Source organism: Methylobacterium sp. WL6, from assembly GCF_008040095.1.
Lineage (GTDB): Bacteria > Pseudomonadota > Alphaproteobacteria > Rhizobiales > Beijerinckiaceae > Methylobacterium.
Map to the genome: position 1 here is coordinate 1 of NZ_VRVH01000096.1, position 14,736 is coordinate 14,736.

16 protein-coding genes are annotated in these 14,736 nt (G+C 71.3%); 9 read left to right on the top strand and 7 right to left on the bottom strand.

The genetic code is table 11. The features are described from left to right. On the bottom strand, positions 1 to 215 hold a 215-nt coding region (locus tag FV230_RS14365; RefSeq protein ID WP_210248629.1), incomplete at its 3' end, for a hypothetical protein. A 264-nt stretch (positions 216 to 479) separates the two neighbouring features. Here FV230_RS14365 and mnmA point away from each other — a divergent pair. From mnmA to FV230_RS14385, 4 genes are all read left to right on the top strand, one after another. Continuing rightward, positions 480 to 1,637, top strand: a complete 1,158-nt coding sequence (gene mnmA, locus FV230_RS14370; RefSeq protein WP_147842873.1) for a tRNA 2-thiouridine(34) synthase MnmA — start codon at positions 480 to 482, stop codon at positions 1,635 to 1,637. Between the two features lie 51 nt (positions 1,638 to 1,688). Beyond that, the gene (locus tag FV230_RS14375) at positions 1,689 to 2,339 is read left to right on the top strand and encodes a class I SAM-dependent methyltransferase (RefSeq protein ID WP_147729569.1); all 651 of its coding nucleotides are present in this window, start codon (positions 1,689 to 1,691) and stop codon (positions 2,337 to 2,339) included. Next, positions 2,336 to 3,133: a VTT domain-containing protein gene (locus FV230_RS14380; protein ID WP_147842874.1), complete on the top strand. Its 798-nt coding sequence runs from the start codon at positions 2,336 to 2,338 to the stop codon at positions 3,131 to 3,133. The genes FV230_RS14375 and FV230_RS14380 overlap by 4 nt, the downstream gene beginning before the upstream one ends. A gap of 282 nt (positions 3,134 to 3,415) precedes the next feature. Beyond that, complete coding sequence (locus FV230_RS14385) at positions 3,416 to 4,828, top strand: HAMP domain-containing sensor histidine kinase (RefSeq protein WP_246694858.1); 1,413 nt, start codon at positions 3,416 to 3,418, stop codon at positions 4,826 to 4,828. 3 nt (positions 4,829 to 4,831) lie between these two features. Here FV230_RS14385 and bioB read toward each other — a convergent pair whose 3' ends face one another. The 4 genes from bioB to phaC form a co-directional block, all read right to left on the bottom strand. Continuing rightward, positions 4,832 to 5,833 (bottom strand): biotin synthase BioB, encoded by a 1,002-nt coding sequence (gene bioB, locus FV230_RS14390; RefSeq protein WP_147842876.1) that lies wholly within the window; start codon positions 5,831 to 5,833, stop codon positions 4,832 to 4,834. Positions 5,834 to 5,877: 44 nt separating this feature from the next. Next, positions 5,878 to 6,870, bottom strand: a complete 993-nt coding sequence (locus tag FV230_RS14395; RefSeq protein WP_147729625.1) for a DUF808 domain-containing protein — start codon at positions 6,868 to 6,870, stop codon at positions 5,878 to 5,880. Positions 6,871 to 6,980: 110 nt separating this feature from the next. Next, positions 6,981 to 7,865: a fumarylacetoacetate hydrolase family protein gene (locus FV230_RS14400; RefSeq protein ID WP_147842877.1), complete on the bottom strand. Its 885-nt coding sequence runs from the start codon at positions 7,863 to 7,865 to the stop codon at positions 6,981 to 6,983. 69 nt (positions 7,866 to 7,934) lie between these two features. Continuing rightward, positions 7,935 to 9,701: a class I poly(R)-hydroxyalkanoic acid synthase gene (gene phaC, locus FV230_RS14405; RefSeq protein ID WP_147842884.1), complete on the bottom strand. Its 1,767-nt coding sequence runs from the start codon at positions 9,699 to 9,701 to the stop codon at positions 7,935 to 7,937. 271 nt (positions 9,702 to 9,972) lie between these two features. Between phaC and FV230_RS14410 the strand changes: the two genes are divergently transcribed. The 4 genes from FV230_RS14410 to FV230_RS14425 all read left to right on the top strand — a co-directional run bounded on the left by FV230_RS14410 (position 9,973) and on the right by FV230_RS14425 (position 12,484). Then, positions 9,973 to 10,326 (top strand): hypothetical protein, encoded by a 354-nt coding sequence (locus FV230_RS14410; RefSeq protein ID WP_147842878.1) that lies wholly within the window; start codon positions 9,973 to 9,975, stop codon positions 10,324 to 10,326. Positions 10,327 to 10,437: 111 nt separating this feature from the next. Continuing rightward, the gene (locus FV230_RS14415; RefSeq protein ID WP_147842879.1) at positions 10,438 to 11,655 is read left to right on the top strand and encodes an LL-diaminopimelate aminotransferase; all 1,218 of its coding nucleotides are present in this window, start codon (positions 10,438 to 10,440) and stop codon (positions 11,653 to 11,655) included. Positions 11,656 to 11,783: 128 nt separating this feature from the next. Next, the gene (locus FV230_RS14420; RefSeq protein WP_147842880.1) at positions 11,784 to 11,996 is read left to right on the top strand and encodes a hypothetical protein; all 213 of its coding nucleotides are present in this window, start codon (positions 11,784 to 11,786) and stop codon (positions 11,994 to 11,996) included. Between the two features lie 152 nt (positions 11,997 to 12,148). After that, on the top strand, positions 12,149 to 12,484 hold the full coding sequence (locus FV230_RS14425; protein ID WP_147842881.1) for a hypothetical protein: 336 nt from the start codon (positions 12,149 to 12,151) through the stop codon (positions 12,482 to 12,484). A gap of 48 nt (positions 12,485 to 12,532) precedes the next feature. On the opposite strand, the gene FV230_RS14430 is transcribed toward FV230_RS14425, so the two are convergent. Next, positions 12,533 to 12,904, bottom strand: a complete 372-nt coding sequence (locus tag FV230_RS14430) for a DUF3140 domain-containing protein (RefSeq protein WP_147842882.1) — start codon at positions 12,902 to 12,904, stop codon at positions 12,533 to 12,535. 197 nt (positions 12,905 to 13,101) lie between these two features. On the opposite strand from FV230_RS14430, the gene prfB reads away from it, so the two are divergent. Further along, a protein-coding gene (gene prfB / locus FV230_RS14435) for a peptide chain release factor 2 (protein WP_147728103.1) occupies positions 13,102 to 14,230 on the top strand; the annotation gives its coding sequence in 2 pieces (ribosomal slippage) (positions 13,102 to 13,170 and positions 13,172 to 14,230; 1,128 coding nt in all). Between the two features lie 106 nt (positions 14,231 to 14,336). On the opposite strand, the gene FV230_RS14440 is transcribed toward prfB, so the two are convergent. Continuing rightward, positions 14,337 to 14,736 (bottom strand): M23 family metallopeptidase (locus tag FV230_RS14440; RefSeq protein ID WP_147842883.1); only part of this gene is annotated, 400 nt, incomplete at its 5' end.

The following is a 14,736-nucleotide window of genomic DNA, read 5'->3' on the forward strand; positions in this document are numbered from 1 at the left end:
GCCTTGGCGCGGTCGGCCCGGCCGGCGGCGGTCGCGTCCGCGCTGCGCTGGCGCTCGGCGGCGTTGCGGGCCTGAGCGTTGCCCTTGGCGGTGGCGGCTTCGAGATCGCGGCCGAAGCGGGCATGCGCCGCCGCCGCATCCGCCAGGTCGCGCGTCGTCGCGCGAGCGGATGCCCGCGCCGCCGCATCCACGAAGTCCGTCGTTCCCACCGCCATGCACGCTCTCCTGCCGGCAGTGGAGCAAGCGACAGGCCAGCGCGTGCGCCGAGCCAAGAGACTGAGAAACATCGTCTTTCGGCGACGGACCGGCTGGGGGATCATGCCGCCGCGGGCCGATGCTGCCGCGTGCCCGGCAGGACTTGCCGGGGCGGTCGACCGCGGCGATCGGGACGCGCCCTGGAAACGCCGAACGACACACACTATAGACAGGCCCGTGCGGCGGGATCTTCGCAGACCCGTGCCGCCGTCAGACCCGGCGCCATGAACTCCCTTGATCTTGCCAAGCTCCCGCACGAGACGCGCGTCGTCGTCGCCATGTCCGGCGGCGTCGATTCCTCCGTCGTGGCCGGGCTGCTGAAGCGCCAGGGCTACGACGTCGTCGGCATCACCCTGCAGCTCTACGACCACGGCGCCGCGACCCATCGCAAGGGCGCCTGCTGCGCCGGCCAGGACATCCACGACGCCCGCCGCGTCGCCGAGCGCCTCGGCATTCCGCACTACGTCCTCGACTACGAGGACCGCTTCCGCGACGCGGTGATCGACCGGTTCGCCGAGAGCTACCTGGCCGGCGAGACGCCGATCCCGTGCGTCGAGTGCAACCGCTCGATCAAGTTCCGCGACCTGCTGGCGACCGCCCGCGACCTCGACGCCGACTGCCTCGCCACCGGCCATTACGTCGCGAGCCGGGCGCTGCCGGGGGAGGGCGGGCGCCGGGCGCTCTACCGCGCCCTCGATCCGGCGCGCGACCAGAGCTACTTTCTCTACGCCACGACGCAGGACCAGCTCGACTTCCTGCGGTTCCCGCTCGGCGAGCTGCCCAAGGACGAGACCCGGCGCCTGGCGCGCGAGCTGGAGCTGGTGGTGTCGGAGAAGCCCGACAGCCAGGACATTTGCTTCGTGCCGCAGGGCCGCTACGCCGACGTGATCGCGCGGCTCCGCCCCGACGCCGCGCGGCCGGGCGAGATCGTGGATCTCGACGGCCAGGCGCTCGGGCGCCACGAGGGCATCATCCACTACACGGTCGGCCAGCGCCGCGGCCTGCGCGTGGCCTCGCCCGAGCCGCTCTACGTGGTCCGGCTCGAGCCCGACACCGCCCGCGTGGTGGTCGGCCCGCGCACCGCGCTGGCGACCCACCGCATCCGGCTCACCGACGTGAACTGGCTCGGGGCACCGGGCCCCGTCTCCGACATGGCGGTCGCGGTGCGCGTGCGCTCGACGCGCGAGCCGCGCCTTGCCCGGCTCGACTACGACCCCGCGACCGGCGCCGCCGAGATCGTCCTGGCCGTGCCCGAGGACGGGGTCTCGCCGGGCCAGGCCTGCGCGATCTACGCCGACGAGACCCCGCGCGGACGCGTGCTCGGCGGCGGCACGATCCGCCGCATCGACGCGGCCTCGGCGGGCGCGGCGAGAGCCGCGTGATCCGACGCGGCCCGCTCTGAATATCCCCCTCGAGACCGGAAGAGAACACGAATGCTGAGCGAGCCGGAGGCCGGGCCGAGCACCGCCCTGATGCGCAAGGCCTATGCCCGCTGGGCGCCGGTCTACGACGTGGTCTACGACAAGCTCACCGAGCCGGCCGCCCGGGCCGCGGTGGCCGCCGCCGCCGAGAGCGGCCCGCGCATCCTCGAGGCCGGCGTCGGCACCGGCCTGTCGCTCGGCTACTACCCGCGCGCCAGCTTCGTCTGCGGCGTCGACCTGTCCGAGGACATGCTGAAGCGCGCCCGCCGCAAGGTGCAGCGCCGCGGCCTTACCCACGTGAAGGGCCTGCAGGTGATGGACGTCTGCCGCCTCGGCTACGCCGATGCGTCGTTCGACGCGGTGGTGGCGCAGTTCCTGATCACCCTGGTGCCCGACCCGGAAGCCGCCCTGTCCGAGTTCCTGCGGGTGGTCCGCCCCGGCGGCGGCATCGTGCTCGCCAACCATTTCGGGCAGACCGAGGGACCGGTGGCGAAGGTCGAGGAGATCGTCGCGCCGCTCTGCACGAAGATCGGCTGGTCGTCGGACTTCAAGTCGACCCGGATCGAGGCCTGGGCGCGGCGCAACGGCGTCGAGTTCATCGGCGTCGCGCCGACCTTCCCGGGCGGGTTCTTCAAGATCCTGCGGATGCGTAAGCCCGCGTGACCGCGGCCGGCGCGACGCCGCCCGAGCGTCCGCGCTCCGCCCGCCGCCGCGCGCTGCGCTGGCTGCCCCTGGCGCTGCTGATCGCGCTGTCGATCGCCGTGCTGGTCTCGGGCGCGTCGCAGCTTCTCAGCCTCGACCGGCTGCTCGAGTCGCGGCAATGGCTGCGCGCCTTCGTCGAGGCGGACCGCCCGCGCGCCCTCGTGCTGGCCTACCTGATCTATGTCGGCTCCGTCGTCGTCTCGGTGCCGGCGACGCTGATCCTCACCATGGTGTGCGGCTTCCTGTTCGGCATCGTCACCGGCGCGATCGTCGCCGTCTGCGCCGCCACCACAGGCGCCGCGATCGTCTTCGCGATCGGCCGCGGGCCGGCCTCGGACCTGCTGCGGCGGGTGGCCGGGCCGCGGCTCGGTGCGCTCGCCGAGGGGTTTCGCAACGATGCCTTCGGCTACATCGTGTTCCTGCGCCTGCTGCCGCTGTTCCCGTTCTGGATGACCAATCTCGGGCCGGCCGCGTTCGGCGTGGCGCTGCGCACCTTCGTGCTCGCCACCGCCTGCGGCCTGCTGCCCGGCGCCTTCGTCTACGCGGCGACCGGCGCCGGCATCGAGGACGTGGTCGCAGCCCATGCGGACGCGAAAGCAGCCTGCCTATCCGCCGGCGGCAGCGATTGCGACAACGCGCTGAGCTTCCGCGCGCTGGTGACGCCGCGGATGGTGATCGGCCTCGGCAGCCTCGGCCTGTTCGCGCTACTCTCGATCGGCCTGCGGCGGCGCTTCATGCGGCGCAACGCAGGCTGATCCGCGGGACCGCTCGACCTTCGCGGGACGCGATTATCCCCACGCTGCGTACTGAAAATCGCGTTCGCGCGCCGATCCCGGGGGTGATGCCCCCTCGACGCTTCCTCGGCCCGCGGGCTACGAGGGATGATCGTGCCACCGTCTCGGCCAGGGGATGCGGGTTGCGACGGGACGTTCGCGAAGAGGCACGGGGTCGCCGCGCTTTCCGGGGCCGGGATAGCAGTGGTCGCAAGGACTGACACGGACTCGACGGAGGCGGCAGAGCGCGACGCGCCCGTCGCGGTGCCGCGTTCCGACCGCTGGCTCAAGCGCCTCGGCCTTTCCGGACGGCTCTTCCTCGTCACCGTCGCCTTCGTCGCGGCGATCGAGATCCTGATCTTCGTGCCCGCGGTCGCGAATTACCGCCTGTCCTGGCTGTCCGACAGAATCAGCGCCGCGCAGGTCGCGGCCCTCGTGCTCGATGCCAGCGAAGGGCACCCGGTGTCCGACGAGCTCGCCCGGCGCCTGCTGGCCGGCGTCGGCGCCCGCGCGATCGCGGTCCGCGACGGCGACACCCGCCAGCTCCTGTCGATCGAGCCGATGCCGGACCGGGTCTCCGACACGGTCGACCTGCGCAACCGATCGATCTGGTGCGCCATCCGCGGCGCCTGGCGGACGCTGACCGAACCGGTCGACGAGCCGATCCGCATCGTCGGCCAGGGCTGGGAAGGCTTCGACCTGGTCGAGATCATCCTCGACGACGCACCGCTGAAGCAGGCGGTGGTCGATTTCGCGATCCGGCTGGCGGTGTCGTCGCTGATCATCGCCACCGCCGCGGCCGGCCTCGTCTTCTTCGTGCTGCAGACCCTGATCGTGCGGCCGGTGCGCCGGCTCGCGCGCAACATCACCGCCTTCGCCGACGACCCGGAGGGGGCCGACCGGATCATCACGCCCGCGCCGCGCAGCGACGAGATCGGGCTCGCCGAGACCGCGCTGGCACGGATGCAGCGGACGCTCGCGGACCAGCTGCGCCAGAAGCGCCGGCTCGCCGAGCTCGGGCTCTCGGTCGCCAAGATCAACCACGAGCTGCGCAACCTGCTGACCGGAGCGCAGCTGCTCGGCGACCGGCTCGAGGAAACCTCGGACCCGATGGTGCAGCGCGTGGCGCCGCGCCTCGTCGCGACGCTGGGGCGGGCGATCCGCTTCTGCGAGGCGACGCTGGCCTACGGCCGCGCCGCCGAGCGCACGCCGCGCAGCCGCGCGTTCGCGCTGGCCCCGGTCCTGGCGGAACTCGCCGATCTCGCGGCGCTCTCCGCCCACGGCCGCGTCCGGGTCGTGACCGAGGTCGCCCCCGAGCTGACGGTGTTCGCCGATTCCGAGCAGATCGGGCGGGCGATCGGAAACCTGGTGCGCAACGCCGTGCAGGCGCACGACTTCACCGAGGCGAACGTGGCCTCGCCGGAGGTGCGGATCACGGCCGGGCGCGAATGCGCCGGTGCGGTGACGATCCTGGTGGCCGATAACGGTCCCGGCCTGCCGGCGCGGGCGAAGGAGCACCTGTTCGAGGCCTTCCAAGGCTCGATGCGCTCGGGCGGCACCGGGCTCGGCCTCGCCATCGCCTCCGAGCTCGTGCGGCTGAACGGCGGGACGCTGTCGCTCGACCCCGCCGCCGAGGGCACCCGGTTCCGGATCGTGCTGCCGGACGCCGAGGCCTGAGGCCTACTCGGCGGCTTCCATCATGGGCGTGGCCACCGTGATGCCGATGTCGCGCAGCAGGGCGGCGTCGGAATCGGTCTCGTTGTTGGCGGTGGTCAGCAGGCGCTCGCCGTAGAAGATCGAGTTGGCGCCGGCGAGGAAGCACAGGATCTGCGCCTCGCGGGTCAGCCCCTTGCGCCCGGCGCTGAGGCGCACCCGCGCCTTCGGCATCACGATCCGCGCGGTCGCGCACATCCGCACGAGGTCGAGCGGGTCGACCGGCGGGCGGTCCTCCAGCGGCGTGCCTTCGACGGCGACGAGGGCGTTGATCGGCACGCTCTCGGGATGCGGCGCGTGGTTGGCGAGCACCTGGAGCATCGCGGCCCGGTCGGTCACGCCCTCGCCCATGCCGACGATGCCGCCGCAGCACAGGCCGATGCCGGCCTCGCGCACGTTTTCCAGGGTCTGGAGCCGGTCGGCGTAGGTCCGGGTTGAGATGATGTCCTCGTAGAAGTCCGGTCCGGTGTCGAGGTTGTGGTTGTAGGAGGTCAGCCCGGCCTCGGCGAGCCGCACGGCCTGGGACGGCGTCAGCATGCCGAGGGTGACGCACGCCTCCATGCCCAGGCCGCGCACGCCGCGGACCATGGCCAGCACCGCGTCGAATTCCGGGCCGTCCTTCGGCTGGCGCCAGGCGGCGCCCATGCAGAACCGGTGCGCCCCGGCCGCCTTCGCCTCGGCGGCCTCGCGCAGCACCGCGTCGACCGGCATCAGGCGCTCCTTGGCCATGCCGGTGCCCTTGTGATGGGCCGATTGCGGGCAGTAGGCGCAATCCTCGGGGCAGCCGCCGGTCTTGATCGACAGGAGCGAGGCGCGCTGGATGTCGGCCGGATCGTTGTGGGCCCGGTGCACGGAGGCGGCGCGAAACACGAGGTCGAGCAGCGGCAGGTCGTGGATCGCGCGGATCTCCTCGACCGTCCAGTCGTGGCGGATGGCGGGGGCGGCGGGGAGCGGGGTCGGCTGCATCATGCGCCCATGAGGCGAATCCGTGGGCGAAAATCAAGCCGTCCGGCTCAGGCCGCCGCACCGCGCAGGCGCGACAGGCCATGCCAGGCCGGCGCGATCACGAAGCTCGTCAGCGGAATCAGCAGGCCGCCGACGACGAGGCCGACGAGACCGGAGCCGGCGGCCGTCACCAGCCATTCGGCAAGGCCGGACAGGGCGGGCGGCAGCAGGCCGGCGACCGCTTCGGAGGCCGCATGCAGGGCGTGGGCGACCTGCGGCAGGCCGTAGGTCTCGAGCCCGTGGACCAGGATGCCGCCGCCGACCCAGATCATCGCCGCCGTGCCGACGATGGCGAGCAGGGCCAGGAACGGCGGCATCCCGGTGACGATGCCCCGGCCGAGCGCGCGGGTGACGCTGCCGAACGCGGAGGTGGAGGTGCTCGCCGCCATCGCCAGACCGGCGTCGTCCGCCTTCACGATCAGCGCCACCGCGCCGTAGACGAAGGCGGTGATGCCGACGGCCACCAGCGCCATCACGGCGGCCTTCGTGGCGACGCCGCCGTCGGGCAGCGCCGCCAGGGTGATCGCCATGATCTCGGCCGAGAGGATGAAGTCGGTCTTGATCGCGCCCGAGACCTTGCGGTCCTCCATCGCCCGGCCGTCGCCGGCGGCATCGCGCGGGGTGTCGTCGGCGTGGCCGGCATGCGGGAACAGCGCCTCGTAGACCTTCTCGGCGCCCTCGTAGCAGAGGTAGGCGCCGCCGAGCATCAGCAGCGGCGTGATCGCCCAGGGCGCGAAGGCGCCGAGCGCCAGGGCGGCCGGGAGCAGGAACAGCAGCTTGTTGCGCAGCGACCCCAGCGCGATCCTGCCGACGATCGGCAGCTCGCGCTCGGCGGCGAAGCCGACGACGTAGCGCGGCGTCACCGCCGCATCGTCGATCACCACGCCGGCCGCCTTCACGCCGGCCTTGGCCGCCTGGGCGGCGACGTCGTCGAGCGAGGCCGCGGCGACCTTGGCGATCCCGGCGATGTCGTCGAGAAGGGCGATCAAACCGATGCTCACGTGACGGCGTCCTCCGAGGTACAGAGCCTTCTGTGCAGAGGACGTTCACGAAGTCGAGAGCGGATCGCCGTCCGTCGTGGCGGCACGACCGCAGCCATCGAGGAAAAGCGTCAGTTCGTGGGCTCGCCGGCGGAGACCTTCGCGGTCCAGTCGTCGAAGGCGATCACCGGCTGGCGCTGCTCGCCCAGCCCCTCGATGCGCACGATCATCTCGTCGCCGGCCTTGAGATAGCGCGGCGGCTTCATGCCGAGGCCGACGCCGGGCGGGGTGCCGGTGGTGATGACGTCGCCGGGCTCGAGCATCATGAAATGCGAGACGTAGGCGACGAGCTGGGGCACGTCGAAGATCATCGTCGCGGTCGAGCCGGTCTGCATCCGCTGCCCGTTCACGTCGAGGCTCATCGCGAGGTTGCCGAGGTTGGGGATCTCGTCGAGGGTCACGAGCCACGGGCCGAGCGGCCCGAAGGTCGGGCAGCCCTTGCCCTTCGTCCAGGTCGGACCGCGCTCCATCTGCCATTCGCGCTCGGAAACGTCGTTGCAGATGCACACGCCCGCCACGTAGTCGAGCGCCTCGTTGGCGTGGACGTAGGAGGCGCGGGAGCCGATCACCACGGCGAGCTCGACCTCCCAGTCGGTCTTGGCCGATCCCTTGGGGATGATCACCGTGTCGTTGGCGCCGACGATGCAGGACGGCGCCTTGTTGAAGACGATCGGCTCGGACGGGATCGGCGAGCCGGTCTCGGCGGCGTGATCCGCGAAGTTCAGGCCGATCGCGACGAAGTTGCGGGTGCCGCCGACGCAGGGGCCGAGCCGGGTCGAAGCCGGCAGGAGCGGCAGCGTCTCCGGGTCGATCACGCGCAGGCGGTCGAGCGCTTCGGGCGAGAGCCCGGGCCCGGCGATGTCGCGCAGGACCGCGGACAGGTCGCGCAGGCCGCCGTTCCCGTCGATCAGGCCCGGCTTCTCGTCTCCCGTCGCTCCGTGCCGAACCAGCTTCATGTGCGCCCCCCATTTCGAACAATCCTGACGCGGAAGGTGGTCGCCGCGGCAGGCGGGTCAAGCCGACGCTCAGGCCTTCATGCGCACGTAGGTGCCGGGGGCGGGCGCCAGCGAGGGCAGCGCGTCGCCGCCGGGCTTGCGGGCGGACACGCGCTCGGGCGCCTGCGCCTCGAGCCACTTGAACCAGTACGGCCACCACGAGCCCTTGGTCTCGGTGGCGGCCCCGAGCCAATCCTCCAGGCGCCCTTCCGCCTTTCCGCCGGTCCAGTAGCCGTATTTCGGCTTGGAGGGCGGGTTGACGACGCCGGCGATGTGGCCGGAGCCGGCCAGCACGTAGTCCACCGGGCCGCCGAACTTCGACGAGCCCTCGAACACCGAGATCGCCGGCGCGATGTGGTCCTCGCGGGTGGCGAGGTTGAACACCGGCACCGTCACCTTCTTCAGGTCGAGGCGGATGTTGCCGAGCACCATCCGGCCCTGCGCGAGGTTGTTCTCGAGGTAGCAGTTGCGCAGGTAGAAGGCGTGGTTGGCCGCCGGCATGCGGGTGGCGTCGGCGTTCCAGTACAGCAGGTCGAAGGCGCTCGGCGGCTTGCCCTTGACGTAGTTGTTGACGACGTAGGACCAGATCAGGTCGTTCGGCCGCAGCATGTTGAACGCGTTGGCCATCTTGGCGCCGTCGAGGTAGCCGCGCTCGGCCATCTGGGTCTCGATCTGCCGGATCTGCCCCTCGTCGGCGAAGACCTTGAGGTCGCCGGCATGGGTGAAGTCGACCTGCGTGGTCAGGAAGGTCGCGCTCTTGATGCGCTTGTTGCCGGTGGCGGCCTGCATCGCGAGCGTGACGGCGAGCAGCGTGCCGCCGACGCAGTAGCCGGCCGCCGCCACTTCCGTCTCGCCGGTGGCGACGCCGATCGCGTCGATCGCCGCCTCGATGCCCTCGCGCATGTAGGACTCGAAGTCCTTGTCGCGGTGGCGCTCGTCCGGGTTGACCCAGGAGATCACGAAGACGGTGAGGCCCTGGTCGACCATCCAGCCGATCAGGCTTTTCGCCGGATTCAGGTCGAGGATGTAGAACTTGTTGATCCACGGCGGCACGATCAGGAACGGGCGCTTCAGCACCGTCTCGGTGCGCGGCGCGTACTGGATCAGCTCCATCAGGTCGTTGCGGAACACCACCTCGCCGGGCGTCACCGCGACGTCGACGCCGAACTCGAACGCGTTCCGGTCGGTCTGGCGCACGCGCAGCTCGCCGGCGCCGGCCTCGATGTCTTCCTGCAGCATCTTCATGCCGCGGACGAGGTTGGCGCCGTTCTCCTGCAGCGTGTGCCGGATCAGCTCGGGGTTGGTCATCACGAAGTTCGAGGGCGAGAGCGCGCCGGCGAGCTGGCGCAGGTAGAACTGCGCCTTGTGGCGGGTGTGCTCGTCGATGCCCTCGGCCTCGTTCACCAGGCCTTCGGCCCAGCGGGTGGTGATCAGGTAGCCCTGCTTGATGAAGTCGAAGTACGGGTTCGACGACCATTCGGCGTCGGCGAACCGCGCATCCTTCGGCTCGGGTTGCGCCACCGGCTCGGCCTCCTGACCCTGGAGGCGCATCCACGTCGTGCCCCACAGGGCGACGAAGGCCTCGCTGAGCTTGGCCTGCGCCTCGAGCGTCCGCTTCGGATCGGAAAGCCACGTCTCGGCCACGGTGCCGAGGGTGCGCACGAGCTCGCTCGCCTCCTGCGGCGGCTTGGGCTGGACCGGCAGGCCGTCCTCGGGAGCGACGTAGCGCGCGGCGGCCCGTCCGAGCTGTTCCATGAACTGGCCCGCATTGCGCGAGAGGGCCTCGAAATCGAGCATCACGGGCGTCGTCGGCTGCGTCGTCACGCGTGATCCACTCCCTGGCTTCGTCCGCGCCGGCAGCGCGGGCGGACCCGAGCACCCGCCCCGGAGGGCGGTCCGAGCCTCGTTTCCGCCAAATTAACGCGCCAACCCCGAATTTGCCCAGCGCGGCAGGCGCGAACGGCGATATAACTGCGGCATGACCTCAACTTGCGACAAGGTTCCGGATCCCGGCACGACTTCTCCGGGCAGGCCGTCGAATCCGTCCGGCTCCGCAGCGCAGGGCATCATGTTCCGGCGCCTCCTCGGCACGCTCGCGCTCTGCGCGGCGGCGGCCACGGGCGCCTGCTCCTCCGACCTCTCGCCGATCAAGACGCTGGCGGTCGAGGCCGGCTACGGCCCGAAGGCCGTCGCCGCGCCGGACTTCGTCGCGAACTCGCGGCCGAAGGGCGGGACCGAGTTCATGCCGGTCGGCGTCTCCGCTCCGGCACGTCCGGTGCGGGCGAAGTCGGCCGAGAGCCAGAAGGCGCTGGAAGCCGAGCTCGAAGGCGCCCGCGGCCGCAACGAATCGCGGGGCCGGGCCGCGGAGAGCGCCGGCAAGGCGACGAAGCCGGCGAGCGCGCCGGCCCAGCCGGCACAATAAGGCCGATATTCGGGGTCGGCGGCAGGCCGCTTCGATGTTAGAGAGGCCGACCGCCACCCGTCGGGGCCGCCAGTGCCGCCCCACGGGATCCGCGCCGATGGACAGATGGCCATGACCGATTTTCACCGCATCAAGCGCCTGCCCCCCTACGTGTTCGAGCAGGTCAATCGGATCAAGGCCGCCGCCCGCGCCAACGGCGCCGACATCATCGACCTCGGGATGGGCAACCCGGACCTCGACGCCCCCAAGCACGTCATCGCCAAGCTGTGCGAGACGGCCGGGCGCCCGCGCACCGACCGCTACTCGGCCTCGAAGGGCATCGCCGGCCTGCGCCGCGCCCAGGCGGGCTACTACCAGCGCCGCTTCGGCGTGAGCCTGAACCCCGACACCCAGGTGGTCGCCACCCTCGGCTCGAAGGAGGGCTTCGCCAACATGGCGCAGGCGATCACCGCGCCGGGCGACGTGGTGCTGGTGCCGAACCCGAGCTACCCGATCCACGCCTTCGGCTTCCTGATGGCGGGCGGCGTGATCCGCTCCGTCCCGGCCGAGCCGACGCCCGCGTTCTTCCCGGCGCTGGAGCGCGCCATGGCGCACTCGATCCCGAAGCCGGTGGCCCTGGTGGTCTGCTACCCGTCGAACCCGACGGCCTACGTGGCGACGCTCGACTTCTACCGGGACCTCGTCGCCTTCGCGAAGCGCCACGAGATCATCCTGCTCTCGGACCTCGCCTATGCCGAGGTATACTTCGACGGCGAGCCGCCGCCCTCGGTGCTGCAGGTGCCGGGTGCGATCGACGTGACGGTGGAGTTCACCTCGCTGTCGAAGACCTATTCCATGGCCGGCTGGCGCATGGGCTTCGCCGTCGGCAACGAGCGCCTGCTCGCCGCGCTGTCGCGGGTGAAGTCCTACCTCGATTACGGCGCCTTCACGCCGATCCAGGTCGCGGCCACCGCCGCGCTCAACGGGCCGGACGATTGCATCCAGGAGATGCGGGCGATCTACAGGAAGCGCCGCGACGCGCTGGTCGAGTCGTTCGGCAAGGCCGGCTGGAAGATCCCGGCGCCCGCCGCCTCGATGTTCGCCTGGGTGCCGATCCCGGAGAAGTTCAAGGCGCTCGGCAGCCTCGAATTCTCGAAGCTCCTCCTCGAGAAGTCGGACGTCGCGGTGGCGCCCGGCATCGGGTTCGGCGAGTTCGGCGACGACTTCGTCCGCATCGCCCTCGTCGAGAACGAGCAGCGCATCCGCCAGGCGGCCCGCAACGTCCGCCGCTTCCTCGAGACCGCGGACAAGACGCTGCACAACGTCGTGCCGCTGGCCAAGAGCGCCTGATCCCGATTGTTGCGGCGGGGCGACAGGCCCGGCCAAAGCGCGATGGGTGTGCTGCATGTGCTTGTCACCCGCCGGCCCCGTGCGCAGGGTCGGCGGCAATGATCCGCACTCGCGTCCCCGAGGCTTGCATGCGTCGCCTGTCCCTGCCCGCCGCCCTGCTGCTGGCGGCAGCCGCCTCGGCCTGCGCGCCGAACCCGATCGTCGCCCGCGACCCGATCCCGGCGCCGGGCCCCGATGCGGCCTTCGCCTGCGATTCGCGCCCGCTGGTGCTGAACGCCTTCGACACGACCTGCAAGCCGATCGCCCGGCAGCCGGCGGTCGTGCTGCATTCCAAGGGCTGATCGAGGCCGATCGAGAGCCGACCGACCGGGGCTTCCGGTCGGTTTTTCCGGGGGCGACGCCGCGGCCGGCGCGTCGCGGCGACGGACACGCGGCCGCGCATCGGGCATGATGCCCCGACGATCGAACCCGCCCCTCAGCGACGGAGCACGCGATGAACACCTTCCTCCGACACGGCCTCGCCGTCGGCCTGTTCGCGCTCGCCGGTGCCGGTGCCGCCCAGGCTCAGTCCCGGGCCTACGTGTTCCAGGGTCCGGACGGCCCCACGGTGCTGCAGGTCGACGGCGCCAACCGCCCGATCGTCCCGCCCGCGCGCCCCGACCTCGCGGTGCCGGCGATCGCCGTGCCGCAGGTGATGAACGGCGGCGGCTACGGCATCACCGGCTTCAACTACTACGACAGCGGCCTCATGGAGGGCCGCACCGATCCCCGCGCCAAGCGGCGCTACGTGCTGGCACCGGCCTGGATCGCCGGCTACGGCCAGCACTGACGGGCTCGACGCGGCGCGCTGTTTTTCCAACGCGCCGCGCGATCCGGCTCAGTCCTTCGACGGGTCGTGGCCCCAGTTCATCAGCGACAGCGCCCAGGCCGAGTCGGGATCGTTGCGGGACTTGCCGCCCTGCGCGAGGTGCCGGCGGACGTAGCCGACGACCTTGCGCATGTGGCCGTAATCGTCGTCCGTGAGGTCGGCCTTCTTCTTGGCCTTGATCTCGAGGATGCGGCGCCCCTCCTTGTGCCCGGTGGCCTCGCCGCCGCCGGACTTCTGCCCGACCGACTTGCTGGCGTCGGAGTCGAGATGCTTCCTCAAGGCGGCGGGCGTCATGTTCACCGCCGCGTCGAACTCCTTCCGGGTCTGCTCACGGTCGTGCTCGGCGTCGTCCCGCGAATCCTCGTCCTCGGCCTTCGTCATCGCGCGTCCCTCCCGATCGGGGTGAAAATCCCCGGTCAACGCACGAGGCGGCCGTGGTTTCACGGGTCGGCGCGGGTGGGAGCGTCGCATGAGCTCGGCACGCGCCATGGGATGGGAGCCGTTTACAGGGGCGCCCGCCGCCGGTATCACCCCGCTCGACCACTTTGAGCCCCCGACACAAGCGACACACCCTCGAAATGCGCGCCGAGATCGAGCAAGCCTCGGATGCCGCCAAGCAGTCGATCGGACTGCTGAGGAGGCATCTTTGACTGGGATACCGTCGATAAACGACTCGCGGAGCTGAATGCGGCGTCCGAGAACCCGGAACTGTGGAACGACGCCGACGCCGCGCAGAAGGTGATGCGCGAGCGCCAGCAGCTCGACGAGGCCGTGGCCGCCATCCGCAAGCTCGAGCAGGACCTCGACGACGGGGCGATGCTGATCGAGCTCGGCGAGACGGAGGGCGACGAGGCCTCGATCCGCGAGGGCGAGGCCACGATCCTCACCGTCGAGAAGGAGGCGGCCGGCCGTCAGGTCGAGACGCTGCTGTCGGGCGAGGCCGACGGCTTCGACACCTATCTCGAGGTCCATGCGGGCGCCGGCGGCACCGAGAGCCAGGATTGGGCCAACATGCTCCAGCGCATGTACGGCCGCTGGGCCGAGCGCCGGAAGTACAAGGTCGACATCGTCGAGTGGTCGGACGGGGAAGAGGCCGGGATCAAGGGCGCCACGCTCCTGATCAAGGGCCACAACGCCTACGGCTGGCTCAAGACCGAGTCCGGCGTGCACCGCCTGGTGCGCATCTCGCCCTACGATTCGAGCGCGCGGCGGCACACCAGCTTCGCCTCCGTCTGGGTCTACCCGGTGATCGACGACCGGATCGAGATCGAGATCAAGGAATCCGACTGCCGGATCGACACCTACCGGTCGTCGGGCGCGGGCGGGCAGCACGTCAACACCACCGACTCGGCGGTGCGCATCACCCACAACCCGACCGGGATCGTGGTGGCGTGCCAGCAGGAGCGCTCGCAGCACAAGAACCGGGCGACCGCCTGGAACATGCTGCGCGCCCGCCTGTACGAGGCCGAGCTGAAGAAGCGGGAGGAGAAGGCCAACGCCGAGGCCGCCTCCAAGACCGACATCGGCTGGGGCCACCAGATCCGCTCCTACGTGCTGCAGCCCTACCAGCTCGTGAAGGACCTGCGCACCGGCACGCAGTCGACCGACCCGGACGAGGTCCTCGACGGCGACATCGACCCCTTCATCGAGGCGTCGCTGGCGCAGCGCCTGTACGGGGCGACGGAGAAGGTCGAGGACATCGACTGAGGCGGCAGGACGGGAACCGTCCTTCGTCCATCGAACGCTTGCCATTCCGGGTTCGCCTCGGGCGCCCCGGAATGGCGGGACACGCGACGTCGCGCCGGCCGCGACGTCAGGGCCCACCGCCCTCGGCGAGTTCGCGCCCCGCCTCCAGGAACCCCAGCGGGTCGACCGGCTCGCCGTCGATCCGGGTCTCGTAGTGCAGGTGCGCGCCGGTCGAGCGCCCGGTCGAGCCGACGCGGCCGACCAGATCACCGGCGCGGAGCCATTGGCCGGCCCGTACCGCCATGCGCGACAGGTGCGCGAAGCGCGTGACCACGCCGTGGCCGTGGTCGATCTCCACCATGTTGCCGTAGCCGCCAGTGGCCTCCGCCGTGACGACGCGCCCGGGCGCGGTGGCCAGCGCGGGCTCGCCCATCTCCGCCTTCAGGTCGAGCCCGGTATGCAGCGCGAGCCCCCGCGTGAACGGGTCGAGCCGCGGCCCGAAGGTGCTGGCCACGCCGCTGTCGCGC

What these genes read in the sequence shown, in the direction of transcription:
- bioB (WP_147842876.1), bottom strand. Translation starts at nt 5,833, where the DNA reads ATGATGCAGCCGACCCCGCTCCCCGCCGCCCCCGCCATCCGCCACGAC.
- FV230_RS14400 (WP_147842877.1), bottom strand. Translation starts at nt 7,865, where the DNA reads ATGAAGCTGGTTCGGCACGGAGCGACGGGAGACGAGAAGCCGGGCCTG.
- FV230_RS14410 (WP_147842878.1), top strand. Translation starts at nt 9,973, where the DNA reads ATGTTCCGGCGCCTCCTCGGCACGCTCGCGCTCTGCGCGGCGGCGGCC.
- FV230_RS14425 (WP_147842881.1), top strand. Translation starts at nt 12,149, where the DNA reads ATGAACACCTTCCTCCGACACGGCCTCGCCGTCGGCCTGTTCGCGCTC.
- FV230_RS14375 (WP_147729569.1), top strand. Translation starts at nt 1,689, where the DNA reads ATGCTGAGCGAGCCGGAGGCCGGGCCGAGCACCGCCCTGATGCGCAAG.
- FV230_RS14420 (WP_147842880.1), top strand. Translation starts at nt 11,784, where the DNA reads ATGCGTCGCCTGTCCCTGCCCGCCGCCCTGCTGCTGGCGGCAGCCGCC.
- FV230_RS14415 (WP_147842879.1), top strand. Translation starts at nt 10,438, where the DNA reads ATGACCGATTTTCACCGCATCAAGCGCCTGCCCCCCTACGTGTTCGAG.
- FV230_RS14430 (WP_147842882.1), bottom strand. Translation starts at nt 12,904, where the DNA reads ATGACGAAGGCCGAGGACGAGGATTCGCGGGACGACGCCGAGCACGAC.
- phaC (WP_147842884.1), bottom strand. Translation starts at nt 9,701, where the DNA reads ATGCTCGATTTCGAGGCCCTCTCGCGCAATGCGGGCCAGTTCATGGAA.
- mnmA (WP_147842873.1), top strand. Translation starts at nt 480, where the DNA reads ATGAACTCCCTTGATCTTGCCAAGCTCCCGCACGAGACGCGCGTCGTC.